The following is a 21612-nucleotide window of genomic DNA, read 5'->3' on the forward strand; positions in this document are numbered from 1 at the left end:
ATGGAGCAGGAGATTAAGAAACCTACTGTAATCTACGAATACGATGAAGACAGAGCCGGAATCATCAAAGGTTATGATGTGTACGCACGCCTGGTTGACGGCATACTTGAAGCGCTCTACAGCCGCTACGGCGTCCGTTATGAGCTGTATGCGAGCGATGACCCCAACAGTGAATACTGGAAGCTGCTGGAGAACGATGTGCAGAGCGGGAATGCCGGGGTGGAGCATGTGGCGCGGATTTTTGACCGCCTGGAGGACCGGACGTTTGTGTATGACGATGATAAAGAGCAGCCGGAGTACAATATCCATCTCTCGATCCGCAATAATGTGCTGGCGTATCCTGCCATGGGCATTGCTCTGGCGCGGGTGCCTGTGTTCCAGGAGAACGGCATCAACTTTCAGGACTATGTGTTCGCGGCATCTGACGCGCAGCTGCAATTCTTCCTGGCCAATGTGCGCACCCGGCAGCGGGAGCAGAACATTAATAAGGTGACGGTGTTCACTGACCGGCGTAACGGAATCTTCCGTGAGGATGAACCCATCACCCGCTCTGTCGGGCGTGAGGAGGTCGTGCTGGACGCGGGGATCAAAAAAGAAATCTACCGTTCGCTCGACCAGTTTTTTGATTCGGACCGCAGCTTCTACGTCACTTACGATATCCCGTACAAGCGGGGCATTCTGCTCTACGGCCATCCGGGCAACGGCAAGACTACGCTCGTCAAATCGATCGCCGGAAGTGTACCGGGACCTGTGATCTACTGGCAGATTACCGAATATACGAGCAGCGAGTCAGTGAATGAGGTGTTCGAGGCTGCGGCCCGGCTGGCGCCGATGGTACTGGTGATTGAGGACATCGATTCCATGCCGCAGGAGGTCCGCTCCTTTTTCCTCAACACGCTGGACGGGGCCACTTCGAAGGAAGGCATCTTCCTGATCGGCACCACCAATTATCCGGAGAAAATCGACCCGGGTCTCATGAACCGCGCCGGGCGCTTCGACCGGGCCTATGAGATCAAGATGCCAAATGAGGCGCTGCGCCTCGAATATCTGCAGCTGCGCGGGTTCTCCGCCTTCGCAGGTGAAGAGGGTACGGCCACCGCTGCGCGACTGACTGGAGATTTCTCCCTGACCCAGCTCGGCGAGCTGTATGTCAGTGCGGCGCTGGAATGGCATGAGAATGGCACGGCTGATGTGGAGTCTCTGGTGCGCGGCATGCGCAGTGAGCTAGACAAGGGGCGCAAACGGGAATGGATGAAGGATGCTTCGTCCAGTATCGGATTTTATTAAGTAAGAGGGAAGCGACTGTAAAGGGAAGATTGGGGAGCCGTGAGGCTCCCTTTTTGCGTAGGGATGCAGATAAATCTGCTATAGTAAGATGGATGATTCCGGAAATTTCTGGCTGGAAGCTGTAACTTTTGGCATTCTCATACGTGGATGGATTAAGGGGGGAGGAGATGGAGCCGAATTCGCTGGATGATCTATATGAGAATTATGTGGCGGACATCTACCGCTATCTGTGCTCCCTCTGCCATGACCACCATGCGGCCGAAGATTTGATGCAGGAGACCTTTTACCGGGCGTATCTGTATCTGGAGGATTGCCGGGAAGAACGGATTAAGCCGTGGCTGTTCCGGGTAGCTTACAACGCCTTCGTGGACTACAAGCGCAAGGAAAAGCGGAGTGTGTCCAAGGAAGACGGGTTTTTCAGCAGGCTGCCTCATCCGGAGACCACGGAAGGGACTTTGCTGCGTCAGGAACGCTGGAAAGAGGCGGCGCTGGCGCTCAGCTGTCTGCCGGAAGGGCAGCGGCATGCGCTGCTGCTGCATGATTATCACGGGCTGACCTACAAGGAAGCTGCCGGCATTATGAACGTAGGCTTGTCCCAATACAAGATACTGGTATTCCGCGCCAGGCAGAAGCTGCGTGAGGCGGACCGGAGGAGGAATGAGCATGAGTGAGGAGTTCAAAGAACAGCTGCGGAAATACAGTGAGGGGACACTTCCGGAGGAAGAGCGGGAGGCGCTGGAGAGTGAGCTGGAGAAGCTGGAGGCTTATCAGCTCTATCTGGAGGAGCAGCTGGAGCGGGAAGAGCAGACAAACGGGCAGTGGACAAAGGCAGACCCGGCCGGCAGTGATTCTCCCGGAATCAAGAAGATGAAGAAAAAGGCGGACAAGCGGGAGAAGAGAATTATCCGCCGCGGCAAATGGAAGGCGCGGATCGTGAACACCATTACTGTATTTGCAGCCTTCATTGCCTTCATGATCATCAGTACCATTATTACTGTGGTGTTCTACGGCACCGGGAACCGCGGTGAGACTTACAGTGATGTTGTATCCTCGGCGATTGCTGTGACCCGTCCCAATACAAGCGTATCTATCTCTTCTAACGCGCACTATTTCTTCCGCATGGAATTAACCGGCAATCTGCTGAAGCAGATCGGCAGCGAGAAGCTGGATGCCGGCGAGTATTCCCAGGAATTCCGGCTGGGCCTTTCGTACCCCGGTACCTTCAATTGGACGGACGAACGTAATGGCGGCAACTATCATTTCTTCTACCCGTCAGCAGATGGTTCCGTCAGCAGCGGGGATAACAGCGAGGAGTGGAACAAGCTGGATAAGCTCCCCGAAGGTACGGTTGCCGAAGCTTACCTGTCGTTTGACCATTTATTTACCACAGATGAGCTGCTAAAAGAGTTTGAAGTGCTGAACCTGCGACCGGTCTGGTTCGCAGCCGACACGGGGCCGTCTACCCATGATGAGGTCGTTACGAGTCCGCTGGGATTTCCCTATGAGCCGATCTGGCATGACGATGATATGCTGAAATCAGAGGTTACGACAGAAAAAACAGGCTGGTTCAGCTCGGTCTCCTCCTACAGCAGCATTTCGCCTGCTGTTGATCCTTACGGGAGCGGTGAACTGCGGGATGCGAACTTCATCAAGACACTCAAGCTGCTGCAGCAGCATCAGTCCCTGGCCCGGAAGGCCGCATCGTTTATTGAACTGGATACTTCGCTCTCCTACCTGCAGGAGCACGGAGTGCAGCTCTATGGAGCTGTAGCCACAGGACCCGTTAAGGAACTGCTGAAGCTGCGCGAGGCCTCCTGGGTCAGCCATTTGCGGGTGGGTGAAGTCCGGCTCTGGAATTGGCGGGAATAAGGAAGAGAACAGGCGCGGCTTGCTTCTAAGTTCGGCAAACCGTACAATTATAAGTACGTAAACTTGAGAAGGTTGATGTGAAATGGCCTGAGGAACGTTATTTACAGCGTTTCTCGGCTATTTTACTTCCAGTATCTCGGGTCATTTTTGAACACTTGGAATTAGGATGGAAATCTACCGGGGTGCCGGTAGGAGGACTATATGAATTAGGAGCTGAAGCAGATGAAGATTGGAGTGGTATCGGATACACATCTCTCAAGCAGGGCCAAGGGGCTGCCCTCCGTGCTTATGGAAGAATTCAGCAAGGTGGATATGATTCTGCATCTGGGCGATTGGGTATCGCTGGAGATCTACGATCTGCTGGCCCGGCTTGCTCCGGTGGAGGGAATCGCCGGTAATAACGATGGCGCCGAGATTATTCAGCGCTTCGGTGAGAGCAAGATCGTTACGCTGGAGGGCATGCGTATCGGGATGATTCACGGACATGCGCCGTATTCCCGCAAAGGGACCGATGGAAATGCTCTGCTGGCCTTTGAAGGCCAGGAGGTGGACTGTATTCTCTTTGGCCATTCCCATCAGCCGCTGATGCGCCGGGAGAACGGTATTCTGCTGTTCAACCCCGGATCACCTACGGACAAGCGACGGGAGAAGCAGTATTCCTTCGGCCTGATGGACATTGAAGACGGTAAAATCACGGCCCGTCATGTCTTTTATGACTCCAAGGAATAAAGGAAGCTGGGTAGAAGGAGGGGAGAGCCATGTTGAATTTTCGTTTTGAACGGGCAGGGCTTGAGGATGTGGAGGAGCTTGCTCCACTATTCGATGAATACCGCAGCTATTACGGCCAAGCCTCTGACCTGGAAGCTGCACGGGAATTTCTGAAGGCGAGGCTGTCCAATGAGGAATCTGTAATTTTTATAGCAGCGGCCGGTGAGGGTGCGGACAAGCGGACGTATGGAATGGCACAGCTGTACCCTTCCTTCTCCTCCATTACAGTTCAGCCCGTATGGATTCTGAACGATCTGTTTGTGACGGCGGAGCAGCGCGGGCATGGACTTGGCTCACTGCTGCTTGAAGGCGTGCGCGGATTTGCGCAGGGGACAGGTGCGAAGGGACTGACGCTTTCAACGATGACGCATAATACCGGCGCACAGCGTCTGTATGAAGCCCAAGGCTACATCCGGGATGAGAGCTTTTTCACTTATCATTTATATTTTTAAAGACATAGTTAGGGGAGTTTACGTGGAGACAAGCAATAAGCTGGCAGTGTTTTTTGATCTGGATGATACGTTGTACGACCATTTGGTGCCTTTCCGGGAAGCGGTTCGCGAGGTGCCGGCGCCAGATGAAGACAAGCTGGATTATGCGGAGCTGTTCTACACCGTACGGCATCACAGTGATTTGCTGTGGCCGAAATATCTGCGCGGGGAGCTTGAGCTGGAGGAGACCCGGGTGATGCGGCTGGAGCTGGCTTTTGCCGAATATGGCCTGCCCTTGAACCGGGAGCAGGCAGCCAGAGTTCAGGCCTCCTATATTGCCCGCCAGTACGCGATCGAGATGATCGAAGGCGTGGCGGAGCAGCTTCAGCGCTTCATTGCCCTGGGTCATCCGGTAGGCATTATCACCAACGGCCCGCTGCAGCACCAGATGGGCAAGCTGCGCGGGCTGGGGATAGATAAGATCATTCCGCCGGAGATGATCTTCATCTCGGATGCTGTGGGTCTGGCTAAGCCCGACCCGGCCATCTTCGCCCATGTCAATAAGATGACGGGAACTGCACCTGAGAACAGCCTCTATGTAGGAGATACATGGGCTAACGATGTGGTTGGTGCGCTTGCGGCAGGCTGGAAGGTATGCTGGTACAACCCGCGCGGCCGGCAGCCGGGTGGAGATCACACGCCAAGCTATATTTTCACCAATTATAAGGAGTTCAGCGAGCTGCCGCTGGTATGACAAAAAGGTGCCCTCCCCAAAGGAAGGCACCTTTTCTGCTTGCATACGATGCTGCACATTCATCACTGCGCGGTATTAATCAGCGAAGCTGTACGTAGGATCGGTCAGATTCAGCCGTTCTCTCAGCGAAGAGGTGGCATGAATCTTATTGTCGTCTGTGATGAAGAAGGCATCGACCTTCTCCGGGAGCGCTTCAAGATACTTCATGCCGTCTTCGAGACCCATCAGGAATACACCGGTTGACAAGGCATCCGCATCTGTTGCGTTCGGACTCATAATGGTAATGCTCTTCAGCCCGTTCTGGGACGGGAAGCCCGTCCGCGGGTCCAGAATATGATGGTAGCGCACACCGTCCTGCATGAAGAAACGTTCGTATACCCCGGAGGCGTCGATAACCTCGTCCGAGATTTTGATGGTGCCCAGCTGGGTACCGCGGCTCTGATCGGGGTCCTGCAGACCGATATTCCACGGCGAGCCGTTCGGCTTGTTGCCAAGCGCAATAATACTGCTGCCGCCGAGATTAATCATCGCACTGTCCAGGCCTTGCGCCTTGAGGTAGTCGGCGATCCGGTCAGCGGCATACCCTTTGCCGATCCCGCCCATGTCCAGCACCATGCCTTCTTTGGCCAGCTTCACCGTCTTCGCAGCATCATCCACAATAACATCCTTGTAATTGGTCAGGCTGCGGGCTTTATCAATCGCTGCCTGATCGGGAACATGCTCTCCGCCTTCACCGATTGCCCAGAGGTCAACGAGCGGTCCAACAGTCGGATCATATAGCCCGTCCATTTCTTCGGCATATTTAAGGGAAAGCTTCACGATATCCAGCGTTTCGTCGGATACGGCTACCGCTTCTTTACCTGCTGCCTGATTCACAGCGTATAATTCCCCGTTCTCCTTGGTGCGGCTGAACTCGATGTCCATCCGTTCCAGCATCGCCTGAATATCATCCATATTCTTCTGCTCTACAGTATTACCGAAGACCTTGATATTCACGACCGTATCATAAATATAAAACGTCTGTTCCAGGGACTTCGTATCGCCATCTTTCGTGACCGTTGCACCGCCGGGGGTTTCAGTAGTCGTGCTTTCTTTTCCATTGTTGCCCACCAAGAGCCAGATGCCCACAGCTGCGACGATAACAATGACGAGAGCGGCCAGAATAACGCCAGATTTCTTGTTCTTAAACATATTCCACCATCCATAAAGTTAGTTTCTTGATCACATCTTTATTATCATACCCCAGAAAGAATGGCAAGGGATACTAATTTCATGACATTTTGTGCAGAAGAGCAGCTTACAGAACGGAAGCGGATTGAAACTTTTATCAAAAAGTTGTCTTCTTCCCGGGGACATGGTAAATTGATTTGTGACTTAGTGACCAAAAATTAAATTTAGTCAATTTATGGTCGTACAGGAAGAAAGGAGTTTTACCTATGTCCATTGACCGCAAGGCGTTGATCCTGCAGGCAGCGACCCTGTCCTTTGTACAATTTGGCTATAAAGCTACGACTATGGATCAGGTATCCAGAATCGCCAATGTGGGCAAAGGCACGATCTATACTTTTTTCAAAACCAAAGAAGAGCTGTTTGAGGAAATTCTGGATAAGGCTTCGCAGGAATTAATGTCGGTGATGAACCGTGTAGCGGCGGAACAAACGACCTTTGTGCATAATTTGCTTAATCTGCTGGATTCCATTCTGGAATTCCGGTCCGATCATGAGCTATTTGTGAAGCTCGCCCAGGAAGTACGGGACATCGGAACAGCCCAGGCGCTGGAAGGTGTTAAGCGGATGGAGGCATACGCGCTGGATTTCTTGAGACAGCAGATTGAGGAAGCCATCGGCAGCGGTGAAGTGAAGCCCTGCGATTCCAGTGTTGCGGCATTTATGATTCTGCGAATGTACCTGGCGCTCACCACAGAATGGAACAAATCCCATGAGCCGCTGGACAAAAACCGGATTAAAGAGCATATGATCCTGTTCATTTCAACGGGGATTCTACTATAGTGTGGGTGGGCAAACTAGAGAATTATTGTAATAACTTAACAAAGTCCGCCTTTCCCGGTTGAGCGGAGTCCCCCTCCCGTCTATAATGAGAGCGTCTTCATATATACCGGAAAGCGAGCTGATCCAAGTGAAGGGCAATAACAATGATTTTACCGGCGGCAGAATGGAAGGTCCGGCGGCCCCCAAAGATCCGGAGGAGAGAAGAGGCGGCTTCTTCGTCATGTTCGAAACAGCGATCGAGGCGACAGCCAGAGCAGAGGGCAGTCCATCCCAGGAAGTGTATCTGGAAGGCAATTATCTGACGGATAAGGCAAGATACATAGGCGGGATTACGGATGAGGGGATGCTGGCGCTTCTGACAACCTGGGCCGGGTTCCGTGAGCTGGTGCATAGCATCGGGGTGTCCGTGAGGACCGGGACCGGCAGTGAAGGGGGAAAGGTCTCCTTTCTTATGCAGAACTGGGGCAGAAGCAGTAAGTATGAGACAGGAACGCAGCTGCGTGTTCCCTGTCCGGGGGACGGGACGGAGGTATTGCTGAAGCTGGAGGAGGCCATGTGGTCCGGGGACGATGTAAGTCCCGGCAAATTCGCTTTTGAATTTAGCCGTGAAGGAGAGCTGGCAACGGCGAGTATTATTTTTTATTTGAATGACGGCTATACTGCGCCAGAAGCTACAATGGAAGCTCCGGTTGCCTTCGGTTCGCCGGAGTACCGCGGAATGATTGCTAAGTCTCTGCTGCATTCGGGCAATAATTACCGGCTCAGAACAGCTATAGACAAGGCAATCAAGGGTGAGGATGTCACCATTGCTTATATTGGAGGGTCCATTACCCAAGGTGCAGGGGCTAAGCCGATCCACACCGGATGTTATGCCTACCAGTCTTATTTGCAGTTCAAGGAGCTGTTCGGTAAGGACGGTGGAGAGAATATCCATTATGTGAAAGCCGGAGTAGGCGGGACGCCTTCTGAGCTTGGAGTAATCCGTTATGAAAGAGATATTCTGCGGGAGGGTGCGGTAACGCCGGATATCGTGGTGGTGGAATTTGCAGTGAACGACGAGGGTGATGAAACGAAGGGCAATTGCTTCGAGAGCCTTTGTCTAAAAATCCTGTCTGACCCGGCCCGGCCCGCCGTGATTCTGCTGTTCAGTGTGTTTGTGAATGACTGGAACCTTCAGGAACGGCTCGCTCCTGTGGGCAGGCACTATAACCTCCCGATGGTCAGCATCAAAGATGCGGTAACCGGACAGTTCCGTCTGAGCAAGACTGAGGGGAACGTCATATCGAAACGGCAATTTTTCTACGATATTTATCATCCTGCTAATGACGGACACCGGGTTATGGCAGACTGTCTGGGTTATTTATTCTCCGAGACCTGCCGGTCGCTCCGGGACGAAGAGGATATTACAACCGCTAAACGGCCGGTTCTCGGAAATGATTACACGAATATACGGCTGCTTGACCGCAAGAGCCTGACAGATCTCAACGATGTCCGGGTGGAAGCAGGCGGCTTCCGGGCAACCGACACGGATTTACAGCGGGTAGAGCTGGATGCCGATCCCTTCGGCACCCCGGAATTTCCGCATAACTGGCTGCATACGGCAGCATCCGGTGAAGAGAGCTTCAGGCTGACCCTCACCAGCAGCAATCTGATCCTCGTATTCAAGGATTCGGGCAGCCCTGATTTTGGCAGAGCAAATATCTTCGTCGATGGCAGCCTTGTGCTGACTGCTGATCCGCATATGAACAGCTGGATGCACTGCAATCCGGTCATTCTGTATCAGAATGAGCAGAGTCAGCAGCATGTCATTGAGATCCGCATGGCGAAGGAAGATAAGGACAAATGCTTTACGGTACTGGGCTTCGGTTATACTGTGTGATGATTTAAGAACCAGCACACAACAGGACTGAAGAAGTGAGTTCATTCAAACAATGCAGCAACTTATGTATTCAGTCCATGTGGAAATTCAGTGATAGTTGTATTATGTACAATTAAAACCTGCGAAAAGGGTTGTTTCCGTCTTATAACTGCAGTCTGTACAACTAAATCCGCCCGAATCGGACAGAACCCTCTACAACCGGCATTTTAATTGCACGAAATACAACTAAACGGATAATTGGTTGGTAATCAGATGATTTAGTTGTACAAAGTACAATTAAGCATGCCGGATATCCCATATTCCGTTCACTGCAAAGGTACAGAGGGGGATTTTGGAACTGTAGGAGCGATAGCGAACGCCTTTGTCACCGGATTCCCACCGCGAACAGCGGTACAAATTCAAGGAATCTGGGGACAACAGCGGCCGGAAGTCCAAATATTCACCGCAGCTGCCTCCTCGCTTAAATGGGGGAATCTTTAGTTCAATCTATATAGTTTAAATCTGACGTTACTAATCCAGCATAAATTCCCTGTATTTATCCTTACGGGGGTTCAGTACGAAGAGAATTCCGCTGGCATAGCCCGAGACGGCATTGAAATTCCGCTTGAGGGTAGCTTTGCCGGTTAAATAGGTCAGTGTCCACAGCAATGCGGCATAATTCTTCACCGGTGCCTTGCGCAGATTAAGCAAATAATAATGATTCACTGCAGTAGCCCGGGCCACCCGGCCTGCCTTGTCGCGGGAGCTGGGAGATTCATGATGCATGATCTTCATCTCCGGGTTGATGACAAGCTTGCCGTATCTGCTGGCCAGATGGCACATATAGATATCGTCAGCCACCGCGTAGCTGGTCATCCAGGGGTAAGGCTTCATATCCTGCAGCGCCGACGTCCGGAAGGACATATTGCAGCCATGGAAGAAATCCGTCTCGAAAATATTATCGGTCTCCCCCCACAGCAGCAGGGAGCCTGCCAGTGTGCTTGCCGACAGCCGGCCGGGTGAAGCCGACATCTGGCAGGTCAGCCTGCCGAGCAGTTTGCCGGACTTGCTGCTGGAGAGGCCCTTGGCGATGCCGCCTACTCCGGCAATGGACGGGTCCGAAGCGTAGGTGTCCAGCATCCGGCGGATGTAGAGCGGATCATCCAGCTCGGCATCGTCATCGAAGCTGAGCAGAATCTCCCCGTCGATAAGACCCAGGGCTTCATAGCGGGAGAGCCAGACGCCGGGTTTGGTTTTGCGGTAATAGCGCAGCTCGGCTTGAGGCATACGCCCCAGTACCTTGTGGAAATACTCCAGCACTTTCTCCTCAATCTCGCCGTCATCCACAATCAGCAGTTCAATTGAAACATCCTCCAGCTCTGTCTGCCTGCCGATGGATTCAATGCACAGGGTCAGATCGCTGATCCGGTTGCGTGTAGGAATTACTATAGACAGATCATGCATACCGCTGACTCCTCCCGGGACGTCCTAGACTGTCCGCTTTAATTTTAGATTACAATGCACCGAAAGTACGTGTTGATCTAATTTTACTCCCCCTTTTGTAGGCCGTATATACCACTTTGGTTTACTTTTATTTAGTACAGTTGCGCTTATAATAGAATTAATTTCAAAATGTATATGCTTACAAAACCTAAGCGGATGCTTCCGAAGCAGGTTTTGTACGAAGTAACATCTGAAGAAGCAACGCTAACAAAACTTTTAGGAGGGGACGTTATGCATGTCGGGATCTTTATGCATACCAATTACTTTGAAGATTTCTTCGTAAAGGGTCTAGGTCTCAGTGAAGAGGAATATGTACATTCGTATCATAACGATTTTTCTTTCGACTATGCGCGTCTTCTGCAAACCAAGGGGATCCGCACGACCATCTATAATTTCACCAGGATTGGCAGTGAGGTCCGAACCTATCAGCACGGAATCGTGGATTGTACGATTAAGTTTATCCCGGTGGGCATGCTGTATAAATGGTATTCCGTCATTCCCTTGTCTCACCGGACACCGATCGGCAAATTCGTATCACAATATATATCCACGATTCAGAGAGACCTGTGTGATATTCTGCGGGGAGACGGAATCAGCCTGATCTATGCCCAGGAATATGCTTCCGGACGCTTTGAGCGGCTGGCTGCCGCTGCGAAGAAGCTGAGCATCCCGATCATTGCCGCTTACCACGGGGGCAGCATCCATAAGTGGATTCTGCCGATCAAGAAGCATACGCTTCATAAGGCAGCATTCATGACTACGCTTAATGAGGATGAGCAGAACAGCATGGTGCGCCACTTTCCGCATCTGGAGGGGCGGATCCGGCTGCTGCCGAATTTCGTGAATTCGGCGATCTTTTACCGGCGGGATAAGGATGAGGCGATAGCCGCGCTGGGGCTGGACCCCGGCTGCAGATATATCATTAGCGTTGGACGGCTGTTTGAGCATCAGAAGGGCCATTCGCTGCTGGTGCAGGCCATGGAGCAGCTGAAGCAGCACCCTGACCTTAGAATATTGGTTGCCGGCGGCGGTCCGGATGAACAGAGTCTGAAGGATCTGATCCGGGCCAAGGGGCTGGAGGACCGCTTCATCATGCTCGGTACAATCCGCAACAAGGATATGCTGGCCAGCTATTACAGCGTCTCCGAGCTGTTTGTGCTGCCTTCGCGGTATGAAGGATTGCCGCTGGTTATCCTGGAAGCGGGAGCCTGCGGTCTTCCAACTGTTGCTTTTAATGTGATGGGGGTCAGAGGTCTGGTACGCCACGGGGAGAGCGGACTGCTCGCTGAAGGGCTTGACCCGGCTAAACTTGCTGCATCCCTGGATCAACTGCTCGGCAATCCTGAGATGTGCCGGGAGATGGGGGCAGCAGCGCTGCAGATCGTCCGCTCTGATTATTCGGAAGAGATTATCGGAGCCAGACTCTACAATCTGCTTCAGGAGAGCTTAGGGCTTGATCCGTCCGCACCGCTCTTTGGTGACGGGTATGCTCAAGAGTTAACGTCTCCCTTGTAAACCGCTGTCTTCCTTGTAAACCGCTGTCTTATTGTTGTGCCGTTGTGACTGAGGCCGCGGCTGCCGGAATACTGCGGATGGTCACTCCTATAATTGGAGAACCCGTTGCAGATCCGATGCTCTGCGACTACATAGAAGCCGATAGCTGCTGTATGCCTGCATAGAAGCCGATGGCGGCTATACAGGCATACAGCAGCTTGTTTCGGAACAGGGCGATTTTGGGATAGCTGCCGCATACATAAAGAGACCCGCCGTAAGCAAGCATCCAATCTGCGGATGATCACCCCTGAATCCTCTCTGAACAAAGGAACGCCTCCCTAAATATGTTTGCGGACTTGCTATGGAACTCACCTGCCGTCTAATCACCGATTAGTCAATGGAATGACCCATGAGCACCGGTACAACGCCATCTGCATTCCGGCAGAAAGTTTGTTTGTAATTTTCGGTTTTTAACTATATAATAGTAAGTAACATGTAAGACTCGTCATTTGTAGTACAGCGTTGCATCCAATACATTTCAGGAGGAATTCCCATGAGAATAGATATATGGTCCGATTATGCCTGCCCGTTCTGCTATATCGGCAAAAGACGGCTGGAGCACGCCCTGAGCCAGTTCCCGGACCGTGACAAGGTGGAGATCGTATTCCGCAGCTTCCAGCTGGATCCGAATGCGCGCACCGATGAAACGAGAGATATTCACGACATTCTGGCTGCCAAATACGGCATGACCCGTGACAAGGCTATAGCTACGAACGCACAGCTTGCCGAACAAGCGCAGGGTGTGGGTCTTGAGTTCAACTTTGATACGGTCCAGTCGACCAATACGTTTGACGGTCACCGCTTAAGCCATTACGCAGCTACAAAGGGTAAAGCCCCGCAAATGACCGAACGGTTGCTGCGCGCATATTTCACCGACTCGCTGAATCTTGGTGACCGCAAAGTGCTGGCTGAGCTGGCCGCAGAGGTCGGACTCGATCAGGCTGAAACGGCTGCGGTGCTGGAGAGCGACGCTTATGCTGATCAGGTGAATGCAGATATTGATGCAGCCCGGCTGCTGAATATCACCGGCGTGCCGTTCTTCGTCTTCAATAACAAATACGCTGTGTCCGGCGCGCAGCCGGGTCCGGTATTCACCGAAGTTCTGGACACCGTCTGGGCCGAAGAGCAGAATACTCCTGTGCTCCAGGTAGTCGGCAAGCCGCAGTCCAAGGCAGAAGATGCTGACGGCTGTGATGATGGCTCCTGCAGCATCTGATTCCGCTTAGGCAGACTCGCACACAAATTCCCCGCTGTATGGATTCTCTCCATGCAGCGGGGTATTTCGTTTACCTGTTTCGGGCCATATAACAGTACTATCTGAACGAAGTTACAAGGCTCGATAACAGCGTGCGCACATCATGCTGGTATTCCTTAATCGGCTCAACCGGACGGTTAATACCGAACAGCGTGTAGACAGCGATTCGGGCCGCCCGGACGGAATATTCTTCAGTGAAGACCACATCATCCGGGATTTCGCAGTATTGGCCGACAAAGGCCAGGTTAGTGGAGCCTTCGGGCACAACCTGCGGCCGGTCGCTGTTCAGCCGCGGCATGAACTGGGAAGTGATGTACGGCATCATGCAAGGAATGCAGTTGGCGGTAGCCATGATTTCTTCCTTATGCGCCTCGAAATGGAGATGGCCAATCAGCTCCTGCATGATCTCTTCGCCGGTACAGTCACACATTTTCTTGTGGACATAATCGCCGACCTTGTCCGGATACAGTCCGTAACCCCAGAATACTTTGACATGCTCCGGCTGGTTGCGGAAATGCGGCTGGAAGGCCAATACAACGGACATCAGCCAGCTGGAATCTTTGAAGGTCACGAGTGCGCCAGTGCCGGCCCGGTTGCGGGTGAAGTCTTCCATCAGGTCGAAGAACTTCGAGTCCTGGAAGGTGACCGTGAAGGATTCCCATTTGGACTCGTCCACATGATCGTCGAAGGACGAAGGATTGCCGAGACCCGGCTTCTTGGCGGCGATATTCTCCCACAGCTTCCATGAGCTGCCCTTGCCGTTCAGGCGCGGTGCGGAGGTCATCGAGCCGAGGCTGGAGCCTTCGGTCATCGAGCCGTTGGTGATAATCACACGGTCGCCTTCATTAATCTCAATCACGTCTTCCACACCTTGGCGGGAGACCTTCATTTTCGTAACGGTAATGCCGTCGCCTTCTTTGAATTCCAGATCGGTTACCGTACATTTTAACGTGAAATCTACGCCAAGCGGCTCCAGATACTGGTGCAGCGGCAGAATAATCGAGTCATATTGATTGTAAGGGGTGCGGGTTACGCCTTCGAGCGTCTGAATTCTCGGGAATTCATGAATGAATCGGATCATATACCGTTTCAGCTCAACCGCACTATGCCAAGGCTGGAAGGCGAAGGTAGTCGCCCACATATACCAGAAGTTGGTGGTGAAGAAATGCGGGCCGAACCAGTCATTGATCCGTGCTTTGCCCATTTTGGCCTCCGGTGTAATGATCAGCTTGCCGAGAGCCAGGCGGTCAGCCATATCGAAGCCCATCGAATTGACATCCTGAATCTCACCCTTACTGTCGACCAGGCGGGCCTTGGAGCGGGTGGGATTGGCATCATCGAACTGGGTGATTTCTTCGCGCAGCGTCAGCCCCGGCTGATCGATGGATGGAATCGTATTTAAAAGTTCCCATAGGTTCTCATAGGTTTCGTCGTTCAGCATCCGGCCGCCCCGGATCACATAGCCGTGCTCCTCATTGCCTGAGCCGTCATTGCTGCCGCCGAGGATCTTCATCTCTTCAATAATGTGAATGTTCTGTCCGGGAAAACCACAGTCTCTGACGAGGTATGCCGCACCCGCAAGTGATGCAATTCCGCCGCCGACAAAATACACCTGCTCGTTACCGTACTCTTTTTTCACTGATTGTCGCCTCCATAGGTTTGCTTGATTGCTGTACCTGAACCGAGTGTAATACAGCGCCGCTGTGGAAGGTATCATCAAAAGTCCGCGAGTGTATGGAATTTGGTCATATCGTGCAAAGTGTATAGTTTTTGGACAGAAAAAAGCCCCACAATGTGGGGTTTTAGCTTAGATGATTACCCGGGTAGCAACCCGGAGGGGTACGACGACGTCGCCTGTTCGTATTTATGCAGCGCCTTGAGGAAATTTCCCTCGATCAGCACACTAAGCTTCTCAATCATATGCTTCGGCTGATCCTTCATACCGTCGCGCATCCACTGAATCACAAGCCCGGTGAAGGCCAGCGTGTAGAAGTTAGCGATAAATTGCTTATCCTCCAGCCTGATATCCATCCCGGCGGCCAGCTCGTTAATGACTCCCATAATCAGATCATTAGTTACCTCATACAAGTAGGCGTCGAGGTGTGTCCGTCCCAGCGAGTCCAGTGTGTTGCAGCAGAAGGCTTTATTGCTCTCGATATAGCAGAAAATCCGGTGAAATCCGTCCGTCCACGTGCTGTAGCTGCGGTACTGGGCAATACTCTCGACCGCCTCGGTCTTGTAGATCCAGCCCAGGAGGTCAAAGATATCCTGAAAATGATAATAAAAGGTCTGCCGGTTCACTCCGCAGTCGTCCACCAGATGCCTGACGGAGATTTTGTTCAGCGGAATATGTGCCATCAGCTCTTTCAGGGAGCGGGCGAGCGCACTTTTGGTCAGCAAGGAATTGGACATCAGGGTCATCAGCTCCTCTTGTAATCCTGTATAAGGGTAGAGTCCGGCCAGCAGAAGGCATCAGCGTCTGCGCAAATATTGAACAAGCAGCCGGCTGCCTTCCACAAGCAAACCAAGGACGAAACCACCCGCCGTGAACAGGAGAAAAGACAGAAAGCCCGCAAGATCCTCCCAGCCTGACATATCGCGGGAAGTGTAAATGAACATCAGGCTGATCCCGAGCACAACACCTGCGGTCGAGAATATCCACACCAGCCGGGCGCCATACCAGCCGAAGCTGTTAATAATGCCGGAGAGCACGATGGAAAGAGCAGCCCAGCGCAGTAAGATCAGAAGATCGAAACCCTCGCCGAGCAGCACGAACCGGTGCAGAATCAGCAGCAGCCATGCAATCAGTGCGTAACTGATAGACCACCAGAGCCAGCGGCCCTTCCTTGCAGGAGGCAGAAAATTCATATGCAGTTCACCCCGCCTTAAGAATTATACCTCCTCCAGTTCCCCGGCGCTTTGCAGCAGGAACTTCAGAAGGTTCGGAATATCTTCCATCTGTTCTTCAGTGATTTGTCGCTTGAACTGCAGCTCTATGCAGTTATTGTACGTATCGCCTTCCTGGCCGTAGCGGAAGCTGAGGGATTGAACAGGCTGGAAATCCGGCCCCCAGATGGTAGACAGAATCTTCTCCACCGCAGGACACTGAACGTTCACATCGTCAATCTCCATATAAAAGCGTAATAGAAGAGTGCAGCCGGGATCGCTCCCCGGTGTTTCCATAATTTCGTCGCTCAGATCCTTCAACGAAGATTGCAGCATAATTTCGGAGGTTACATTATTGCCTTCAGTCAATTTGAAAGAGAGACTGAACTCCCGTGACATCAGCGCGAGGTTCAGCATATCCGACCGGTCCGTCACGACAAGGATTCCATCCAGATTATCATAGTCGTAGATCTGGTTCTCAAAAGCAATTTTAATATTGTCAAATACAGTAGGATGGAACAAGAACGGCACCTTCTAACGTTTCTCTGTATTGTACCATGACGCGGAAAAGAGTGAAAATTAAGAAAACATAGTTGACAAGTAGGCATTATGTGAATAAGATGATTACCACAGTATGTGAGGTTTTTGTAAGAATTTTAAATAGTTTGGCAGAATTGTACATAGGGCAATCATAGTTGCTCACAAAAATCCAAAGGCGTCTTAAGCCGCCTATAAAGTGGGGTTTTCACATTTGAATAGTTAGTTTTAGCTGGATTCATGGGGGATTTTATTTACAGACAAAGGGTTGTGAATGGTTATGAATTTGGATTGGGAGTTTATCGCCGAGAGCCTGCCGCTGTATGGTGACGCAATGTGGCTGACCTTGAAGCTGGCCTTCTGGGCCATTCTGTTCTCGCTGGTGCTGGGACTGATATTCAGCGTTATCCTGTATTACAAAGTGAGGGGCATCAGCTTCATTATTCAAGCTTATATCGAGCTGTCGAGGAATACCCCGCTGCTGGTACAGCTGTTCTTCCTATACTATGGCTTGCCCAAGGTTGGCCTTCGGATGAGTGAGGTCACCTGTGCCATTGTCGGGCTGACCTTCCTGGGAGGAAGTTATATGACCGAGGCTTTCCGCGGCGGAATGGAAGCTGTAAGCAGGACACAGGTGGAGTCGGGACTTAGTATCGGATTATCCCGGACCCAGCTCGCCAGGTATGTTATTCTTCCGCAGGCTTTTGCCATCAGCATTCCTTCACTGGGAGCGAATGTGATTTTTCTGCTCAAGGAGACCTCCATTGTCGGAGCAATCGCCTTAATGGATCTGATGAATGTGGCGAAGGATCTGATCGGCATGCATTACAAAACAGCGGAATCCCTGCTGCTGCTGGTAGCCGCTTATCTGATTCTGGTGCTTCCTTTGTCGGTTGTGCTGAGCTGGCTGGAAAGGAAGGTAAGATATGCAGAATTCGGGGATTGAGGTACTGTTTGAAGGCTCGAACTTCGAGCGTCTGCTCGGCGGTCTGTTGGTTACCATTGAAATTTCGTTTGTTTCCATTGTGATCGGGACGGTGCTGGGCATAGTGATGGGGCTGCTCCGGACGCTGAACGTGAAGCCTCTGCAGGCATTGCTACGGTTGTATCTGGAGGCCTTCCGGATCATACCGATTCTGGTCTGGCTCTACGTTGTGCATTTCAGCTTCACACCTCTATTAAATATCGACATTAGCGGTGAGACGACTTCCATTCTGGTGTTCAGCCTGTGGGGAGCGGCCGAGATTGGCGACATTGTGCGGGGGGCGCTGCAGTCCATGCCGAAGCATCAGGAGGAATCGGGTGCAGCGCTGGGACTCAGCCGGGGGCAGCTGTACCGGTATATTCTTATCCCTCAGGCTATCCGCAGAATGGTGCCTGGCGCAATTAACCTGGCGACACGGATGATCAAGACCACCTCGCTCGTTGTGCTGATTGGAGTGATAGAGGTTGTGAAGATCGGGCAGCAGATCATTGAGCTTGGGGTCATCAAAGCGCCAAACGCTTCGTTTTGGGTGTATGGCTTCATCTTTATCCTGTACTTTGCCGTATGTTTTCCGTTATCCCGTATTTCCCGGAGAGTGGAACGCAGATGGCAGAATTAGCCGTTAGGAAGGAACGATAATCATGATAAATACCGGCGAACTGTTGCTGGAGGTAGAAGGTCTGCAGAAAAGCTTCGGAGAACGGCTGGTTCTAAGCGGCATTGATCTGCAGGTAGTTAAAGGGGAAGTGACTGTTATTCTCGGCCCGTCCGGCTGCGGAAAAAGCACGCTCCTGCGATGTCTTAACGGACTGGAGCCTGTGCAGGGCGGAAGAATCAGCTACCATGGCCAGGATCTGGCCGGGCCGCAGGTGAATTGGCGTGAAGTCAGGCAGCGTATCGGGATGGTGTTTCAGAATTATGAGCTGTTCCCGCATATGACGGTGCTGGACAACATTCTGCTCGGACCTCTCAAGGTGCAGAAGAGGGAGCCGAAAGAAGCGCGGCAGCAGGCAGAACAGCTGCTGGGCCGGGTCGGGCTGCTGGACCGCAAGGATGCTTATCCCCGGCAGCTGTCCGGAGGACAGAAGCAGCGGATTGCGATTGTACGGGCGTTATGTATGAACCCCGAGATCATGTTATTCGATGAAGTAACGGCTTCGCTTGATCCTGAAATGGTGCGCGAAGTGCTTGATGTTATTCTGGGGCTTGCCGAACAGGGCATGACGATGATTATCGTGACCCATGAAATGGGCTTTGCCAAGTCTGTAGGTGACCGGATCGTATTTATGGATCAGGGCAGCATTTGTGAGATCGCGGAGCCGCAGCAATTTTTCACCAAACCAGCGACAGAGCGTGCACAGCACTTTCTGGATATATTTCAGTATTAAAAATCATAGAAAACAGGGGATGAAGAGGAATGAGAAAAGGATTGAAGTTGGCAGGATCACTTATAGCAGCGGGTTTATTGCTGGTGGGCTTAACCGCTTGCGGTAATTCGGATAACAAGGATAATAGTGCAGGATCGGCATCATCCAAGTTTGCTTCTATTGAACAGCTGAAGAAGGACGGCAAGGTCCGGATTGGTGTTTTTGCGGATAAGCCGCCATTTGGATATGTGGATGCCGACGGCAAGAATCAGGGCTTCGACGTATATATCGCCAAAAGATTCGCCAAGGATCTGCTCGGGGATGAATCCAAGGCGGAATTCGTTCTGGTAGATGCGGCCAGCCGCGTCGCTTATCTGGAATCCAATAAAGTAGATATCATTATGGCTAACTTTACCGTAACGGATGAAAGAAAAGAAAAAGTGGATTTTGCCAATCCGTATATGAAGCTGTCCTTCGGGATCGTATCCCCTGACAGTGCACCGGTTACTTCGATTGACCAGCTGAAGGAGAAAGGCCAGAAGCTTATTGTTGCCAAAGGAACCACAGCAGAAACTTACTTCACCAAAGAGTACCCGGACATTGAGCTGCTGAAATTTGACCAGTATACAGAGATCTTTGCAGCACTCAAAGACGGGCGCGGCGCGGCGATTGCCAACGATAACACCGAGCTGATCGCCTGGGCGAAGTCCAATCCCGGCTTCACGGTAAGCATCCCGGCGTTTGGCGGACAGGATACGATTGCCCCGGCGGTAGCCAAAGGCAACACGGAGCTGCTGAACTGGATCAATACAGAGCTTGAAACCATCGGCAAAGAGCAATTCATCCATCAGGCTTATAACCATACGTTGAACGAGGTCTATGGAGAAGGCTATACTGACGAGCTGGTAGTTGAAGGCGGTAAGGTAGAGTAATTCGTCTGCGCTATGGCGTCAGGTCTGGGGAACAGGTACGAGATTAGATAGTGAGCATGAAAAGGCACCCTTGGGGTGCCTTTTTCGTGGAATTTCACAGGCGCGGGATAGAGCAAACGAACTAATCCTATATGCTAAGTTTAAAATTGAATGATAGTGAATCGAAAGAGAGTGCAAGAAACACTATAGATATAAATGTTGTACGTTTTGCAACTTTGATTGATGGATAGCCGGGTGATCGGGAGGATTGTTGTATGAAATACAAGAATAATCCTGCTGAGCCGCTTGAAAAAGGTGAAATGCTGCAGTTTGTACAACAATTGTGGATTTGGGCCGGTATGAGGAGGAAAATGTTGTATTATGTGCAGGATTTCATAGAATGGTTCCGGATCTCTGCCTCAGAAAGCGGATGAATCGGGGAATTCCCGAAAGCGACAAATGAGAGGCATAAATGCCTCTCATTTTCCTTTAATTACGCGAATAAAAGTGTCTGGAGTGGAATCAAACTCTAGTAACTGACAAAGAAATTAGTCGGGCTTAATCAGTTCGTCGGCGCAGGAGCGGTATATTTCAGGAAAGTCTTTGGAATCGGACTCTCAAAGGTGAGGACTTCTCCCGTAGTCGGATGAACGAACGAGAGCACGCGGGCATGCAGTCCGAGACGGCCGACGGCTTTGGTCTCTGCGCCGTATTTCTTGTCGCCGGCGATTGGATGCCCGATGTCTGACATGTGGACACGGATCTGGTTCTTCCGTCCGGTCTCCAGGTGAACTTCCAGCAGGGAGAAATGGCGGTTGGCCTGGATTAGCTTATAACGGGTTACGGCATGCAGCCCGTCCCCTTCATGCGGACTGGAGTACATCTTCAGCGTAGACGTCTCCTTCAGCCAGGAGCTGATGGTGCCTTCGGATTTCTTGACTGCGCCCTCCACCAGCGCCACGTAGGAGCGTTCCTTGACGGTCTCTTTCCAACTGTTCTGCAGGGACTGCTGAATGGCCTCGCTTTTGGCAAACATCATGACTCCTGAGGTATCGCGGTCCAGCCGGTGTACCACAAAGACGCGGTTCTTCGGATTCGTCAGGCGCACATGCTCCATCAATTGGCGGTAAGCTGTCAGCTCATTGTCTTCTCCGGTAGCAATCGACAGCAGACCGGCATCCTTCTGAATGACGATGATATCATCATCCTCATGGACGATGGTTAGGCCGAGCATTTCTTTGGCTTCTGCATGCTTCTCCTGATCAATGGTCACGGTCTGGCCGGGATGGAGCTGATGGTTATGCTGGGTTACCGGCTTGCCGTTCACCGATATCTGTCCCCGGGACAGCATCGACTTGACCGCATTCCGTCCCTTATTCGTAATCGTCTTAAGCAGATAAGGCAGCAGCTCTGCGGGCTCGGACACCGTATAGGACTTTATCTGAGCAGGTGTTTTAGTGGTTGTTTTGGCAGGTGCCCCGGGTCTTGCGCCCGGTTTATAATTAGAGGTCTTGTTCCCCTGATTTCTGGTTCCTGATTTAGGCTGGGCCTTGGAGGCTGCTGCGGGCTTCACGCCCCGCTTGGAACCCTCTTTCGGATTTCTTCTTGTATTCATGCCTGCATTCTCCGTCCTGTAAT

22 protein-coding genes are annotated in these 21612 nt (G+C 51.9%); 15 read left to right on the plus strand and 7 right to left on the minus strand.

What is annotated here, in order from left to right; all coding sequences use genetic code 11:
• From QW71_RS15350 to QW71_RS15375, 6 genes are all read left to right on the plus strand, one after another.
• A complete protein-coding gene (locus QW71_RS15350) occupies positions 1–1287 on the plus strand; it encodes an ATP-binding protein (protein ID WP_039299854.1) in 1287 nt (428 codons plus the stop codon).
• A gap of 167 nt (positions 1288–1454) precedes the next feature.
• On the plus strand, positions 1455–1958 hold the full coding sequence (locus QW71_RS15355) for a sigma-70 family RNA polymerase sigma factor (RefSeq protein WP_039299857.1): 504 nt from the start codon (positions 1455–1457) through the stop codon (positions 1956–1958).
• Positions 1951–3156 carry an anti-sigma factor gene (locus tag QW71_RS15360; RefSeq protein ID WP_039299860.1) on the plus strand — a complete coding sequence of 402 codons (1206 nt, stop codon included), beginning with the start codon at positions 1951–1953 and terminating at the stop codon, positions 3154–3156. The genes QW71_RS15355 and QW71_RS15360 overlap by 8 nt, the downstream gene beginning before the upstream one ends.
• A gap of 222 nt (positions 3157–3378) precedes the next feature.
• On the plus strand, positions 3379–3885 hold the full coding sequence (locus tag QW71_RS15365; protein ID WP_039299863.1) for a metallophosphoesterase: 507 nt from the start codon (positions 3379–3381) through the stop codon (positions 3883–3885).
• 29 nt (positions 3886–3914) lie between these two features.
• Positions 3915–4376: an N-acetyltransferase gene (locus tag QW71_RS15370; protein WP_039299865.1), complete on the plus strand. Its 462-nt coding sequence runs from the start codon at positions 3915–3917 to the stop codon at positions 4374–4376.
• Positions 4377–4398: 22 nt separating this feature from the next.
• Positions 4399–5109: an HAD family hydrolase gene (locus QW71_RS15375; protein WP_039299868.1), complete on the plus strand. Its 711-nt coding sequence runs from the start codon at positions 4399–4401 to the stop codon at positions 5107–5109.
• A gap of 75 nt (positions 5110–5184) precedes the next feature.
• Here the strand turns inward: QW71_RS15375 and QW71_RS15380 are convergent, their stop codons facing one another.
• Entirely contained in the window at positions 5185–6300 is a 1116-nt protein-coding gene (locus QW71_RS15380) for an FAD:protein FMN transferase (RefSeq protein WP_039299871.1), read from the minus strand.
• A 245-nt stretch (positions 6301–6545) separates the two neighbouring features.
• On the opposite strand from QW71_RS15380, the gene QW71_RS15385 reads away from it, so the two are divergent.
• Positions 6546–7118, plus strand: coding sequence for a TetR/AcrR family transcriptional regulator (locus QW71_RS15385; protein ID WP_039299874.1), 573 nt, complete (start codon positions 6546–6548; stop codon positions 7116–7118).
• Positions 7119–7281: 163 nt separating this feature from the next.
• Positions 7282–8997: an SGNH/GDSL hydrolase family protein gene (locus tag QW71_RS15390; RefSeq protein ID WP_039299930.1), complete on the plus strand. Its 1716-nt coding sequence runs from the start codon at positions 7282–7284 to the stop codon at positions 8995–8997.
• A 510-nt stretch (positions 8998–9507) separates the two neighbouring features.
• On the opposite strand, the gene QW71_RS15395 is transcribed toward QW71_RS15390, so the two are convergent.
• Positions 9508–10440: a glycosyltransferase family 2 protein gene (locus tag QW71_RS15395; RefSeq protein ID WP_039299877.1), complete on the minus strand. Its 933-nt coding sequence runs from the start codon at positions 10438–10440 to the stop codon at positions 9508–9510.
• A gap of 270 nt (positions 10441–10710) precedes the next feature.
• Between QW71_RS15395 and QW71_RS15400 the strand changes: the two genes are divergently transcribed.
• Entirely contained in the window at positions 10711–11994 is a 1284-nt protein-coding gene (locus QW71_RS15400) for a glycosyltransferase family 4 protein (protein ID WP_039299880.1), read from the plus strand.
• Between the two features lie 532 nt (positions 11995–12526).
• Positions 12527–13249 carry a DsbA family oxidoreductase gene (locus tag QW71_RS15405; RefSeq protein ID WP_039299883.1) on the plus strand — a complete coding sequence of 241 codons (723 nt, stop codon included), beginning with the start codon at positions 12527–12529 and terminating at the stop codon, positions 13247–13249.
• Between the two features lie 97 nt (positions 13250–13346).
• On the opposite strand, the gene QW71_RS15410 is transcribed toward QW71_RS15405, so the two are convergent.
• The 4 genes from QW71_RS15410 to QW71_RS15425 form a co-directional block, all read right to left on the minus strand.
• The gene (locus tag QW71_RS15410) at positions 13347–14984 is read right to left on the minus strand and encodes an oleate hydratase (protein WP_373604769.1); all 1638 of its coding nucleotides are present in this window, start codon (positions 14982–14984) and stop codon (positions 13347–13349) included.
• A 119-nt stretch (positions 14985–15103) separates the two neighbouring features.
• Positions 15104–15700 carry a TetR-like C-terminal domain-containing protein gene (locus QW71_RS15415; RefSeq protein ID WP_047013793.1) on the minus strand — a complete coding sequence of 199 codons (597 nt, stop codon included), beginning with the start codon at positions 15698–15700 and terminating at the stop codon, positions 15104–15106.
• Positions 15701–15760: 60 nt separating this feature from the next.
• Positions 15761–16156, minus strand: a complete 396-nt coding sequence (locus QW71_RS15420; RefSeq protein WP_039299889.1) for a hypothetical protein — start codon at positions 16154–16156, stop codon at positions 15761–15763.
• Positions 16157–16180: 24 nt separating this feature from the next.
• Complete coding sequence (locus QW71_RS15425; protein ID WP_039299891.1) at positions 16181–16696, minus strand: hypothetical protein; 516 nt, start codon at positions 16694–16696, stop codon at positions 16181–16183.
• A 295-nt stretch (positions 16697–16991) separates the two neighbouring features.
• Here QW71_RS15425 and QW71_RS15430 point away from each other — a divergent pair, with 295 nt between their 5' ends.
• The 5 genes from QW71_RS15430 to QW71_RS40480 all read left to right on the plus strand — a co-directional run bounded on the left by QW71_RS15430 (position 16992) and on the right by QW71_RS40480 (position 20408).
• Positions 16992–17657 (plus strand): amino acid ABC transporter permease, encoded by a 666-nt coding sequence (locus QW71_RS15430; protein ID WP_039299936.1) that lies wholly within the window; start codon positions 16992–16994, stop codon positions 17655–17657.
• The gene (locus tag QW71_RS15435) at positions 17638–18315 is read left to right on the plus strand and encodes an amino acid ABC transporter permease (RefSeq protein WP_039299894.1); all 678 of its coding nucleotides are present in this window, start codon (positions 17638–17640) and stop codon (positions 18313–18315) included. Before QW71_RS15430 ends, QW71_RS15435 begins: the two co-directional genes overlap by 20 nt.
• Positions 18316–18337: 22 nt before the next feature.
• Positions 18338–19084 (plus strand): amino acid ABC transporter ATP-binding protein, encoded by a 747-nt coding sequence (locus tag QW71_RS15440; protein WP_039299897.1) that lies wholly within the window; start codon positions 18338–18340, stop codon positions 19082–19084.
• A 29-nt stretch (positions 19085–19113) separates the two neighbouring features.
• Positions 19114–19995: a transporter substrate-binding domain-containing protein gene (locus tag QW71_RS15445; RefSeq protein WP_039299900.1), complete on the plus strand. Its 882-nt coding sequence runs from the start codon at positions 19114–19116 to the stop codon at positions 19993–19995.
• A gap of 254 nt (positions 19996–20249) precedes the next feature.
• Complete coding sequence (locus tag QW71_RS40480; RefSeq protein WP_160311809.1) at positions 20250–20408, plus strand: hypothetical protein; 159 nt, start codon at positions 20250–20252, stop codon at positions 20406–20408.
• 128 nt (positions 20409–20536) lie between these two features.
• Here QW71_RS40480 and QW71_RS15450 read toward each other — a convergent pair whose 3' ends face one another.
• Positions 20537–21589 (minus strand): RluA family pseudouridine synthase, encoded by a 1053-nt coding sequence (locus tag QW71_RS15450; RefSeq protein WP_083442565.1) that lies wholly within the window; start codon positions 21587–21589, stop codon positions 20537–20539.
• Positions 21590–21612: the final 23 nt, after the last annotated feature.

Source organism: Paenibacillus sp. IHB B 3415 (genome assembly GCF_000802655.2).
Taxonomy (GTDB): domain Bacteria; phylum Bacillota; class Bacilli; order Paenibacillales; family Paenibacillaceae; genus Paenibacillus_AQ; species Paenibacillus_AQ phytohabitans.